13 protein-coding genes are annotated in these 12698 nt (G+C 44.8%); 10 read left to right on the top strand and 3 right to left on the bottom strand.

Features of this window, described 5'->3' with window-relative positions; translation table 11 throughout:
* The first annotated feature begins 168 nt into the window (after positions 1-168).
* From EWM62_RS03535 to EWM62_RS03515, 5 genes are all read left to right on the top strand, one after another.
* Positions 169-1527, top strand: a complete 1359-nt coding sequence (locus EWM62_RS03535) for a glutamine synthetase family protein (protein WP_129875243.1) — start codon at positions 169-171, stop codon at positions 1525-1527.
* Between the two features lie 57 nt (positions 1528-1584).
* Positions 1585-1965, top strand: a complete 381-nt coding sequence (locus tag EWM62_RS03530) for a GxxExxY protein (protein WP_129875242.1) — start codon at positions 1585-1587, stop codon at positions 1963-1965.
* 91 nt (positions 1966-2056) lie between these two features.
* On the top strand, positions 2057-3094 hold the full coding sequence (locus EWM62_RS03525; RefSeq protein ID WP_203234974.1) for a hypothetical protein: 1038 nt from the start codon (positions 2057-2059) through the stop codon (positions 3092-3094).
* A 106-nt stretch (positions 3095-3200) separates the two neighbouring features.
* Positions 3201-4070: an HAD-IIA family hydrolase gene (locus tag EWM62_RS03520; RefSeq protein WP_129875240.1), complete on the top strand. Its 870-nt coding sequence runs from the start codon at positions 3201-3203 to the stop codon at positions 4068-4070.
* A 134-nt stretch (positions 4071-4204) separates the two neighbouring features.
* Positions 4205-5284: an aldose epimerase family protein gene (locus EWM62_RS03515; RefSeq protein WP_317127789.1), complete on the top strand. Its 1080-nt coding sequence runs from the start codon at positions 4205-4207 to the stop codon at positions 5282-5284.
* Between the two features lie 133 nt (positions 5285-5417).
* Here the strand turns inward: EWM62_RS03515 and EWM62_RS03510 are convergent, their stop codons facing one another.
* Both EWM62_RS03510 and EWM62_RS03505 read right to left on the bottom strand, forming a co-directional pair.
* Positions 5418-5999: a nucleotidyltransferase family protein gene (locus EWM62_RS03510; RefSeq protein ID WP_129875238.1), complete on the bottom strand. Its 582-nt coding sequence runs from the start codon at positions 5997-5999 to the stop codon at positions 5418-5420.
* On the bottom strand, positions 5996-7159 hold the full coding sequence (locus EWM62_RS03505; protein ID WP_129875237.1) for an XdhC family protein: 1164 nt from the start codon (positions 7157-7159) through the stop codon (positions 5996-5998). The genes EWM62_RS03510 and EWM62_RS03505 overlap by 4 nt, the downstream gene beginning before the upstream one ends.
* Positions 7160-7260: 101 nt before the next feature.
* On the opposite strand from EWM62_RS03505, the gene moaA reads away from it, so the two are divergent.
* Genes moaA through EWM62_RS03480 form a run of 5 tightly spaced genes read left to right on the top strand, consistent with a single transcriptional unit; the run spans position 7261 to position 12171 of the window.
* Positions 7261-8283 carry a GTP 3',8-cyclase MoaA gene (gene moaA, locus EWM62_RS03500; protein WP_238989270.1) on the top strand — a complete coding sequence of 341 codons (1023 nt, stop codon included), beginning with the start codon at positions 7261-7263 and terminating at the stop codon, positions 8281-8283.
* Between the two features lie 13 nt (positions 8284-8296).
* Positions 8297-9490: a molybdopterin molybdotransferase MoeA gene (locus EWM62_RS03495; RefSeq protein ID WP_129875236.1), complete on the top strand. Its 1194-nt coding sequence runs from the start codon at positions 8297-8299 to the stop codon at positions 9488-9490.
* A gap of 3 nt (positions 9491-9493) precedes the next feature.
* Positions 9494-9964, top strand: a complete 471-nt coding sequence (gene moaC, locus EWM62_RS03490) for a cyclic pyranopterin monophosphate synthase MoaC (RefSeq protein WP_129875235.1) — start codon at positions 9494-9496, stop codon at positions 9962-9964.
* Positions 9945-11141, top strand: coding sequence for an NTP transferase domain-containing protein (locus EWM62_RS03485; RefSeq protein WP_203234973.1), 1197 nt, complete (start codon positions 9945-9947; stop codon positions 11139-11141). Before moaC ends, EWM62_RS03485 begins: the two co-directional genes overlap by 20 nt.
* Positions 11116-12171, top strand: coding sequence for a HesA/MoeB/ThiF family protein (locus EWM62_RS03480; protein ID WP_129875234.1), 1056 nt, complete (start codon positions 11116-11118; stop codon positions 12169-12171). Before EWM62_RS03485 ends, EWM62_RS03480 begins: the two co-directional genes overlap by 26 nt.
* Before the next feature lie 106 nt (positions 12172-12277).
* On the opposite strand, the gene EWM62_RS03475 is transcribed toward EWM62_RS03480, so the two are convergent.
* Positions 12278-12697 (bottom strand): molybdenum cofactor biosynthesis protein MoaE, encoded by a 420-nt coding sequence (locus EWM62_RS03475; protein WP_129875233.1) that lies wholly within the window; start codon positions 12695-12697, stop codon positions 12278-12280.
* Position 12698 lies beyond the last annotated feature (1 nt).

The raw sequence follows: 12698 nt of genomic DNA, 5'->3' as shown, positions 1-12698 counted from the left end.
ACCCCTATATCTGCCAAAAGTCCCCCGTGTTATAACCGGGGGACTTTTTTTTGCCTTATAATTTGATGTAATGACCGGTAATGCAAAGAGGCAATTGCCGATTTGCATATAATATAATACGATACATATTATTTATCTTGCTTAAATTGGCATTTTATACTATAAATAATGAATAAGGAACAGATTATTGCCTATATAAAAGAGAACAACACTGAGAAAGTGAAATTTGCTTTTGCCGATATCGACGGCATTTTGCGGGGCAAGGTTATCAGTACCCAAAAGTTTATGGATGGCTTGCAGGGGGGATATGGTTTTTGCGATGTTGTTTTTGGATGGGACAGCGCTGATGTTACCTACGATAATGTTGAACTTACCGGCTGGCATACCGGTTACCCCGATAAGCAATGTTATATCGATCTGTCTACTTTCCGTACTGTGCCATGGGAAGATAACATCCCGTTCTTTTTAGCTGATTTTACCGGGCCTAAAGGGGGTGCATTGCCCGCTTGCCCGCGCAGCCTGTTAAAACAAATTGCCAATAATTGTACTGATATGGGTTACCATGCCGCGTTTACACAGGAGTTTGAGTGGTTCAATTTTAAAGAAACACCGCAAACGTTGCATCAGAAAGGCTTTACTAACCTGGAACCCTTATCGCCGGGGATGTTTGGTTACTCGCTGCTGCGCACATCACAAAACAGCGCGTTTTATTACGATCTGTTTAATTTACTAACCCGATTTAATATACCCATAGAGGGCCTGCACACCGAAACAGGACCCGGTGTATACGAGGCGGCTATAGCGCATTCGGATGTTTTAGATGCCGCCGATAAGGCTATTTTATTTAAAGCGGCTGTTAAGGAGATCGGCGCAAGGCATGGCATTACCGCATCGTTTATGGCCAAATGGAACCAGCAGCTGCCGGGCTGCGGCGGCCACATCCACCAAAGCTTGTGGGATAAAGGCCAAACCCGGAATTTGTTTTACGATACCGGCGATGCAAATAAAATGAGCGAAACATATAAGCAATATCTTGCAGGCCAGCTTTACTGCCTGCCGCATTTGCTGCCCATGTACGCGCCTAATGTTAACAGCTATAAACGCCTGGTAGAAGGTGCCTGGGCGCCAACCACCATTACCTGGGGGATAGACAATCGCACTACAGCCATGCGCGTGATCAACTCGTCAGCATCATCAACACGTTTAGAAACCCGCATCCCGGGCTCTGATACCAACGCCTACCTGGCCATGGCCGCCGCTTTAGCATCGGGTTTATATGGCATCAGGAATAAGTTGAAGCTCGATATTGCCCCAACAACAGGCAACGGCTACCAGGATAAAAGTAACGGTACCCTGCATACCAGCCTTTACGATGCCGCAATTGCCATGCAAAACTCATCAATTGCCAACGAGCTGTTTGGCGAAGGCTTTGTGCAGCATTTTACTAATACCCGCCTTTGGGAGCACCGCCAATACGCCAAAAGCGTAAGCGATTGGGAGTTGAAGAGGTATTTCGAATCTATTTAGTTTATTAGTTTTAACCACAAAGAACACCGAGGAAAATCACAAAGTACACAAAGCTTTATGAATGAAAATGAATTGTCGAATGGTATAATAGGTATTGCAATAGAAGTTCACAAGGCTTTGGGTCCTGGTTTGTTGGAAAGTGCTTATAAAGAATGTCTTTTTTATAAATTATTTCAAGCGGGATATTACGTAGAAAAAGAAAAACCGATGCCCTTAGTGTTTGAAGAAGTGCGTTTAGATTGTGGTTACAGAATAGATTTGTTGGTGGATAATAAATTGGTAATTGAAATTAAAAGTGTAGAAGCTACTAACGATGTTCATTTAGCTCAAACGCTAACATATTTGAAACTTGGAAATTACAAATTAGGATTGCTTATCAATTTCAATGTGGTAAGATTAAAGGATGGGATAAAACGAGTTATTAATGGCTCAATATAGCAGATAACCAATCTTAGTGACCTTTGTGAAAAAACTTTGTGCTCTTTGTGGTTAAATAAACTATCTATGCAATTATAAATTAATCCCGGTAATGGACTTTCATCTAATCATAAAATCGGCCTGGGAAGGCTACGATAGCTCCAAAATTATTAAGGATATTGAGGATATCAGCGCGATGGTTTCTACCAACCATGTGTACCGTATCACTTTCGACGACGAGGATATTATTATTGCCAAGCTTTCGTTTTTTGGCAAGTTCGAGCACTTTAAGGAGGATCACCGCATTATCCAGTCGCTATCTAATAATCTGCTTTATCCATTCGAGAATCTGCTATCTAAATCGCTGCTAAAAAACAACAGGGTATATGTATATCGCTATAAACATGGTAAAGACGATGCATGGGTAGTGTTTTACAACCCAACCCGCATTTTAAACAGGTTGCCACGCCGCCTTAATACCGACCAGATAAAAACCCTGGGTACGCAATTGGGTAAATTTCATAAAGCTTGTTCGCGTGTTAAAAATGTACTACCAAAATCATCAAAAACGCTGCGTACCGATATATACGACCTGCAGCGCCAGTTGGATAAAAACGGAAGTAAATTTGGCAACGCCGCCCAGGTTGATTTATTGAAACACCATTGCGAGCAGTTTCTGAAGAACAGATCAAGGTATGATATGAAATCGTTCGAGATCATACCGGTATTTATCGACTGGAACATCGGTAACTTTTCGGTAACGCCCGATCTGGAACTTTACTCGCGCTGGGATTACGACTGGTTCAGGATGAGCTATCGCCTGCTGGATTTTTATTTTTTCAGTCGCGTGGTTTCTGATGCCGGCGACCGCACGGTATTTAGTTATGTAATAGGGCCGATGATGGAAGACCGGTTTATCACCTTTTTGAAAGAATATCACCAGGTGAACCCGGTTACTGCCGACGAGATACGGTTTTTGAAGGAAGCTTACCGTTTCTTTATCCTTAACTATGTAATAAAAGATGGCAAATATTTTTTTAATGATCAGTATGCCAAAAAACTCCAGGCCGAGGCGCTGGAGATCTACCTGCCATCCATCGACAGGGATTTTAACGCCGAAATAATAATAAAAGAGCTTGGCTTAAGTTAAAAGTGCATGATTATTATAAATGTTTAATAAACATTTATAAATTTATCCCGCCAGGTAATTTGAATTTTACGATACTATAATAACTGCACCGTTTATAATTAAATTAATGAAGCGCATTGAAGATTTTAAATCGATAATTGACCGTTACGAAATTATATTTTTTGATGCGTTTGGTGTTTTAAAAACCCATAGCGGGCTGGTGCCGGGTATCGAACGTACGTTTGATTACCTGCAATCGCAAAAAAAGGAATATTATATAGTCACCAACGATGCATCGCGCAGTCCGGGGCAATTGGCGCAATCATATCACGACAAAGGGCTTTACGCCGTAACGGCCGATAGGATCATATCATCGGGTATGCTAACCAAGGAATATCTTGACCTAAAAGTGAATGATGGTATAGTAGCCTATTTAGGTACCGAAGACTCGGCACATTACCTGGAAAGTGCCGGATTGCATACTTTGCCGGTACGCGATATCAACAACACCAATATCGATAAAGTTAATGTGCTGGTTTTTATGGATGATGAAGGCTTCGACTGGTGCCAGGACCTGAATAAAACCGTTAACCTGCTGCGTAAGCGTACCATCCCGGCTATTGTGGCTAATACAGATTACGCCTACCCGGTATCAAAAAATGATGTGGGTATAGCTATTGGCGGTATTGCCGGAATGGTTGAGGCCATAGTTGGCAAGCAGTTCATCCGGTTTGGTAAGCCCGATTCGCAGATGTTTATGTTTGCTTATGACCTGATACGTGATTATCGCCAGATAAGCAAAAAGCAGATAGTAATGGTAGGCGATACCCTGCAAACAGATATCATAGGAGGCAATAAATTTGGCTTGGATACGGTGCTGGTGCTAACAGGCAACACACAACCGGCTGATGCCGAAAACCGCATTTCGGCCACAGGGATAGTGCCCACATATATATGTAACAGCGCGGTTTTAGGGCCAGATGTTTTAGCGTTTTAATATTAAATCAAAACAACCAATAATTATAAATTATTATGCGAAATACATTTAAAAAACCAATTTTAGCGCTCGCGATAGCAGGAAGTTTACTTGTTGCTGCCTGCAATCAATCCGCCAAACAAAACACATCTAACATGACAGACAGTACCACAGCTACACCAAAATTACCATCTGCATCGGCCTTCGAAAAAACAATTGATGGCAAGCAAACGCACTTATACATCCTGAAGAATAAGAATGGGGTAGAAGCCGCCGTTACCAATTATGGTGGCCGTATTGTGAGCCTTTTAGTGCCCGATAAAGATGGCAAACTAACCGATGTGGTTTTAGGTTTTGAAAGTGTTGATGGCTTTATCAATTCAAAAGAACCATATTATGGTGCAACCATCGGCCGCTACGGTAACCGTATTGCCAAAGGGAAATTTAAGATAGATGGTAAAGAATATACCTTGGTTACCAATAACGGGCAAAATACCCTGCATGGCGGCCATCCGGGTTTTCAGGAAGTGGTTTGGGATGCTAAGCAAATAGACAGCGCCACATTGGAGTTAAGCTACCAGGCCAAAGATATGGAGGGTGGTTTCCCCGGTAACTTAAACGTAAAGGTTACTTACCAGATAACCGACGACAATGCCATGAAGGTAAGCTACTCGGCCACTACAGATAAAAACACGGTGGTTAACTTAACCAACCACGCCTTTTTTAACCTTAACGGCGAAGGCAGCGGTACCATCTTAGATCATTTGGTACAAATTAACGCCGATAACTATACGCCTGTTGATAGTACGCTTATCCCAACCGGTAAAATAGACGCGGTTGCGGGCACGCCTTTCGATTTTACAAAGGCAACCACTATTGGCGCGCGCATTAATACGGATAACATCCAGTTAAAAGATGGCAAGGGCTACGACCATAATTTTGTGCTGAGCAAACATGATATCACCACACCGATAGCAACTGTTGTTGGCGATAAAAGCGGCATTAAAATGGAGATATTTACCGAAGAGCCCGCTTTGCAATTTTACAGCGGTAATTTTATGCAGGCGCAAAATGCCATGAAGGGCGGCAAAAAAGATGAGTTCCGTACGTCATTCGCGATGGAAACACAACATTACCCCGATTCGCCAAATCAGCCAACGTTCCCCTCAACTGAGTTAAAACCTGGTCAGACCTACAAAACACAATCGATATATAAATTTTCGGTAGCTAAATAAGAAAAAAGAGATGCGATAATCGCATCTCTTCTTGTTTTACAATATGTCATTGCGAGGAGCGTAGCGACGTGGCAATCTCATGAGAAGTGCGGATATGCTGAGATTGCCACGCTTCGCAATGACATGGTTTTATTTAATTTTTATTAAACCGCTCCCAATCTTCCATCGTATCAATATCCACACCACCCAAGGCAAACGGTACTGATTGTACATCATCAGCATGTAGCCCCAAAAGCTTTTTAGCGCCTTCTTTGCCCTTTAGGGCCATCAGGTAGGGGAAATAACCCTGTTTGAACAGGGCAGGCACACCGAGGGTGTTATTATATTCAGAAGCAATTATGCCTTTATCACTACTGCCGGCAGCTTTTACCAACTCGTTTAATAGTACACCATCAGCAAAAGGCTGATCGCAGAGCATGAAAATTGCAGATGTTACACCTAAATAATCGCGTTGAATCGTTTCGATAGCCAGGCTTATGGACGTAGCCATACCTTCGGGCCAGTTTGGGTTATACAGGATATTAACGGGATGATCTTTTATGGTATACTCAATATCCTCGCGGTTAGCGCCTAATACAACTATTACAATTTCGGTAACCGCTAAAGCATTCTTAATTGCCCTTTGTAAAAGCGTTTGTCCATCAAAAACCAGGTTTTGCTTAGGCGAACCAAAGCGGCTTGACGACCCTGCTGCAAGAATAACTATTGACGTCATGATAAGGTATTGGCATTTAACGATTGCTGTACAATGTGCTCGTCGCGATTGTGTGTGGCTTGCTTGTATCGTAACGATAAACCGTTTCGTTTTGCCAAAACCGCCTGTATCTCGGCAACGATAGATAGGGCGATCTCCTCGGCATTTTCCGACCCTATGTCCAGTCCCGCCGGGCCATAAATGCTTTTTAGTTGCTCTTTGTTTATATCAGTCCCTTCTTCCCGCAATTCATCAAGCATGCGGTTAAGGCGCTTTTTTGGCCCCAAAGCGCCAATGTAGGGTAACTGCAAAGGTAAAAGCTGTTTAAGCATAGCCATATCATAATTGTAATTGTGCGTCATCAGCACAAAAACGGTGCGATTGTCTATGTTTAACTTACTCAAAGCATTATCGGGTTTGGCAACCAGTAATTTATTAGCCAACGGGAAACGGTCACTAACCGAATAATTTGCCCTGCCATCTACAACGGTTACTTGCCAGCCCAAAACAGCTGCCATTTGGGTAAGCGGAATGGCATCGTTACCAGCCCCAACAACAATCAGCGATACCGCCGGTTGCAGCAATTCTACAAAGCAGGTAAACCTGTCGTCATATAGGTAAGTTTTGGTGACCGAGTTGCCATTCTTCAACACATTCTTTGCATCGGCTAATACAGCCTCTTCAATAATACTATCCGGGAAAACGCCCGTCACCTGCCCATCCTTATTCATTAACGCGCAGGTGCCCGGCTGTGCCGACTGCTTATCATTTAAAGTAAAAATGGTTATAAGCACAACCGGATCACGCGCATTTAAGAACTGCTTGAAAAAAGTTATGGGGTTGTTTGGTAAAGCCGGATGTATCGGCTCAATTAAAATATGGATGATACCATTACAACCCAAGCCTACGCCAAGTTTGGCATCGTCATCGTCGGTAGTATCATAGGTAACCAGCATGGGTTTTTGCTGCGCCATAGCCAGCCGTGCTTTTCGCAGGGCATCACCTTCCAGACAACCGCCGCTAATAGCGCCGGTTAACTGCCCGTCTTCGGTAACCAGCATACGCGCACCGGCACGGCGATAGGATGAGCCTTCTACATGCACTACGGTTGCCAGGGCGGTTTGCCTGCCTGCTTTTTGCGCGTTATCAAATGCATGTACTATGTCGCTTAATTCTTTCACAAGTAGTATTTACTCAAAAATAGACTTCTTACCGCATTTATTAGACATATTAACGACAATTAAAAAGCTTTGTAATCATTAACTTTACCAAACTTTGGCTTATGGCCACTGTTTACCAGCTATTATTAAAACACTTGCTTTTAGATAACCACGGACGAAAGATAAATTACCTGCGGCTGGCCGTTACCGACCGCTGCAACCTGCGCTGCTTTTATTGCATGCCCGCAGAGGGATTGGACTGGCTGTCGCGCAGGGAGCTGATGACTTACGAGGAAATGCTGCGGGCCTGCAGCTTGCTGGTAAAAATGGGCATCGAAAAGATCCGTATTACCGGCGGCGAGCCATTTGTTCGTAAGGATATTATGCAGTTGCTTACGGCCCTGTCAAAACTTGATGGCCTCAAAGAACTTAGCCTTACTACCAACGGTGTTTTAACCGCGCCGCACGTGGCCGAACTAAAGCGGATAGGGGTGCGCTCAGTAAACCTGAGCCTGGACACGCTGGATGCCAACCGCTTTTTTGCCATTACCCGCCGCGATGAATTTGCCAGTGTGATGGAAACCATGGAGGAGCTGTTAAAGCACGACATGGAAGTAAAAATAAACACCGTGGTTATGGCTGGTAAAAACACACAGGATATTATCCCGCTGGTGGAGTTAACCAAAAACTTGCCCGTAAGCGTCCGTTTTATAGAAGAAATGCCCTTTAACGGCGAAGGGCACAGCTACAGCGGTATTGTTTGGGATTATGTAAGGATCTTTGACGAGATAAGACAAACATTTCCTGATATACAGAAAGTGCCCGACCCGCAATATTCCACCTCATACAATTATAGCATTCCGGGGCATAAGGGTAGTGTTGGTATCATTGCGGCCTACTCACGTACATTTTGCGGCACCTGCAACCGCATCCGTATTACGCCACAGGGCACTTTAAAGAATTGCCTGTATGATGATGGCGTACTGAATATTAAAGACCTGATGCGTTTGAGAATAAGTGATACCGAACTGGAGCAAACCCTGCGCCGGGCGTTCAACACCCGCGAGAAGGATGGCTGGCAGGCCGAACAAAAACGTTTAGAGAACCCAAACTTTCACGAATCTATGGCCACCATTGGGGGCTAACACAAAAGATAACATGATAACGGTAGAAGAAGCCGAACAGATAATACTTGCCCAATTGAAGGATTACGGTACCGGAACTGTGCCTTTTGAACAGGCGCTGGGCCGTGTTTTAGCCGAAGATATCAAAGCCGACCGCGACCTGCCGCCCTTTAACCGGGTTACTATGGATGGTATCGCGATAGCATATAAAGCCATTGAACAGGGTATTAGCACCTTTAACATAAAGGCCACACAGGCAGCAGGCGAGGAGCCGATAGGGATTGATAACACAAACGAATGCATCGAAATTATGACGGGCGCTGCTTTGTCATCTACCCTGGATACTATTATCCGTTACGAAGACCTGGAGATTAAAGATGGTACGGCAAAATTGCTTATCACAGATATCAAACAAGGCCAAAACATCCACCAAAAAGGGAAAGATAAAATGCAGGTCGATACGGTAGCTGCTGCAAATCAGCTGATTACACCGGCTATCATCAGCTTAGCTGCATCGGTAGGTAAGGCCCGGCTGATGGTTAAAAAGCAGCCGCGGGTGATAATCATATCATCGGGCGACGAATTGGTGGATGTGGCCGATACGCCCTCAGACTACCAGATCAGGCGGTCGAATAATTATACTATTAAAGCGGTTTTAAGCCAACACGGTTTAGATGCGGATATGCTGCATATTCCCGACGATCCTGAGATCACCAAACAACAAATTCAAACCTGTCTTCAAAAATACGATGTGATACTGCTGAGCGGAGGTATTAGCATGGGTAAATTTGACTATGTTCCGCAGGCACTGGAAGACCTGCAGGTGAAAAAGTTGTTCCACAAGGTTAAACAAAGGCCGGGCAAGCCATTTTGGTTTGGCAGGCATAATAACGGTGTGCTGGTATTCGCGTTCCCCGGCAACCCGGTAGCAACATTCATGTGCCTGCACCGCTATTTTTTATTATGGCTAAACGAGACGCTTGGATTACCCTCTAAGCCGCCCATATACGCCCAATTGGCCGAAGATTTTACCTTTACGCCACAGCTAAAATATTTTTTGCAGGTAAAGCTTACTTTTACAAAGCAGGGCGTGCTATTGGCCCAATCCATAGAAGGCAATGGATCGGGTGATTTTGCTAACTTAGCTGATACCGATGCCTTTATGGAACTGCCTTTGGAACGGAATGAGTTTAAGCAGGGTGAAGTATTCCCTGTGATTAAATTTTAATATATGCTGAGTCATTTAGATAACCAAAATAACCCGGTGATGGTTGATGTATCCGAAAAGCAGGCTACGCACCGCACCGCAACAGCGCAAAGCATTGTGGTTTTACCTGCCGAGGTTTTGGCGCACCTGGTTGATGGCGAGTTGCAAAGTAAAAAAGGCTCGGTGTTTCAAACGGCGATAATAGCAGGCATAATGGCGGCTAAAAAAACCGGCGACCTGATTCCGCTCTGCCACCCCCTGGGTATGGATAACTGTAAGGTAACCATTGAATTATCGCCATTAAATGAAGTAATAATAGAATGCACGGCAAGCATTACCGCCAAAACAGGCATCGAGATGGAAGCCCTTGTTGGCGCAACCATAGCCGCACTCACCATTTATGATATGTGTAAGGCCCTGAGCCACGATATCGTAATAAAAGAAACCAAACTGATAGCAAAAACCGGAGGTAAACGTGACTTTAAACGATCATAAAAAGCATGCTGCCATTACGCGCCCGGCTATGGGTAATTTCGGTCGTAACGAATGGGCTATCCTTGGCGGGCCATGTACGGTGATCAAGTTCCTGGCCGACCAGGTTATTACCGCGTTATCGCACCGATACCAATGTGCTTACGCCGATACCTCGCATAACGATGATATGGTAGGCTTGCCGGGTAAACTGGCAAGCGGCGCTGCATTGGAATATACCGACCAGCTAAACCATGCCCAGTTAAACTACAAATTAGCTTTAACGCCCTTTAAACAGCGCGAGATGTTTTCTGGTATGGATCTGGTGCTGGTTAACGGTAACCACCAGCAGGCAAAAGCGCAGGTAGTTATTATCGATAGCAATAAAAGGGCATCGTTGCAAAGACGTATTAGGGAACTGACAAATGTGGAATTGTTCTTACTGGCCGATAACGCTGTAGATATCCCTGATTTTATACAGGAAGCCCTGCCCAACTGGCAGGAGATCCCCGTATTGCAACTGAACGACGATACCCTTCAAATTATAAACTTTTTTAAAACCAGGCTGGAGCAGGCTAAACCCATTTTAAACGGCCTGGTATTGGCCGGCGGCAAAAGCGCCCGTATGGGTTTTGACAAAGGCACCGTAAACTGGTACGGCAAGGAGCAACGCTACCACATGGCCGATCTGCTGAAAAGGCATTGTGACGGTGTTTATATTTCCTGCCGGGACGTTAAACAGCAGCAGGAGATAAGTGCGGATTATTTAAGTCTGCCCGATACCTTTACCGGCCTGGGGCCATATGGGGCCATACTATCGGCCTTCCGCGAGCAGCCCGATAGTGCATGGTTGGTCATAGCCTGCGACCTGCCTTTGGTTGATGCGCAGGTTGTACAACACCTGGTAGATAACCGCAACACCGCCACCATTGCAACCGCTTACAAAAGCGACTATAAAGACTTCCCCGAACCATTGATAACTATTTATGAGCCAAAAAGTTACCCTGTCTTACTTCAATATTTAGCTCAGGGCTATTCCTGCCCGCGAAAGGTGCTTATTAACAGCGACATCACCCTGCTGCAAGCACCCCAACCAAACGCATTGGCAAACGTAAACACACCCGAAGAACTGGAACGGATCAAACGCATCCTTCACCAAAAAATAGCTACAACCAATGCATCCGGACCTGTCACGATATAGCTGCCAGGTAGCACTACCGGGTTTCGGCGAGGCGGCGCAACGGTTACTGCAGCATGCAAAAGTGCTTGTTGTGGGTGCAGGTGGCTTAGGCTGCCCGGCGGCGCAATACCTTGCCGCAAGTGGTATAGGCACCTTAGGCATAGCCGATTTTGATACAGTATCTATCAGCAACCTGCACAGGCAGGTGTTGTATAACCCTGCTGATGTTGGTTTGTTAAAGGCGGAAGTTGCCTGCCAACGTTTACAACAGCAAAACCCCGGTATAAAACTGGTATCGCACATTGCAAAAATTACTTCTGATAATGTGTTACAAGTTATTGAAGGTTACGATATTATAGTAGATGGTACGGATAATTTCGAGACGAGATATCTATTGAACGATGCGGCAGTATTATCCGGTAAGCCCATTGTTTATGGTGCTATTTACCAATATGAAGGGCAGGTAGCTGTTTGGAATATAAAGAATGACGACGGCAAACGCTCACCCAATTACCGCGACCTGTTCCCGCAGGTAGATGCTACCCACGTACCTAATTGCTCCGTAGGCGGGGTAATACCCACACTGGCCGGCATAATTGGTTGTATGCAGGCTAACGAGGTGATAAAGTACGTTACCCGGACGGGAGAGGTGCTGGCCGGGAAAATATTGGTGTTTGATGCACAAACCATGCAAAGCAGGGTGATTAACATTGGTAAGACAACCAAAACCAGCATTACGCAGCTACAGCTATCTACAGATATTCCAACAATCACAGCAGCTGAACTGCAAAGCGGACTGGCAAATAGCACTTTACACCTCGTTGATATCCGCACCGACCAGGAACGCGATGAGTATAACATCGGTGGATTGCATTTTGAACTGGACGAAGTGGAAGATAACCTTGATGAGTTTGACTTTAATAAAACCTACGTATTTTATTGCTCATCAGGTAAAAGGAGCGGTGAAGCTGTAAAACTACTTCAGCAGAAATTGCCGGGGGTAAAGGCTTATTCGTTGGGAGGCGGGTTGGGTAGTCTGAACCGGGATTAAGCTGATTTTTGCGATTAAGGGATTTGATTTGCATCAGGAAATCCTCAAATCAAGAAAATTATAGTTCAGAAAAATCCCTAAATCTGCTAAATCGTAAAAATCCCGGTCACGGATGCGCTGCTACCCAAACTTCACCATCCTCAAAAAACTCTTTTTTCCAGATGGGTACCGTTTGTTTAAGGGTATCGATGATGTATCGGCAAGCCTCGAAGGCAGCGTCCCGGTGCGCGGCAGATACCGCGATTATTACCGGGATCTCGCCAACATGCAAGGTCCCGGTGCGGTGATGCACAAGGGCTTTTTGCAGCGGCCATCGTTCAAACGCTTGTTTAAGTATCTTATTTATTTCGTTGACAGCCATTTGGTTATAAGCTTCAAACTCAAGTTTTACTACAGGTTTCCCCTTGGTAGCATTTCGCACCGTGCCTATAAAAATATCAATGCCTCCGGATTCAGGCGACATCACCCAAGCTATGCACGCCTGGATATTTAAGGGTTCGGTATGGATCTCTATCTGGCTTTGCATT

Origin of the sequence: Mucilaginibacter terrigena, assembly GCF_004168255.1 — a bacterium.
In the GTDB taxonomy this organism is placed as follows: Bacteria; Bacteroidota; Bacteroidia; order Sphingobacteriales; family Sphingobacteriaceae; genus Mucilaginibacter; species Mucilaginibacter terrigena.
Note: the sequence above shows the minus strand (reverse complement) of the source record. Positions and strands in the feature narration are given on the sequence as shown.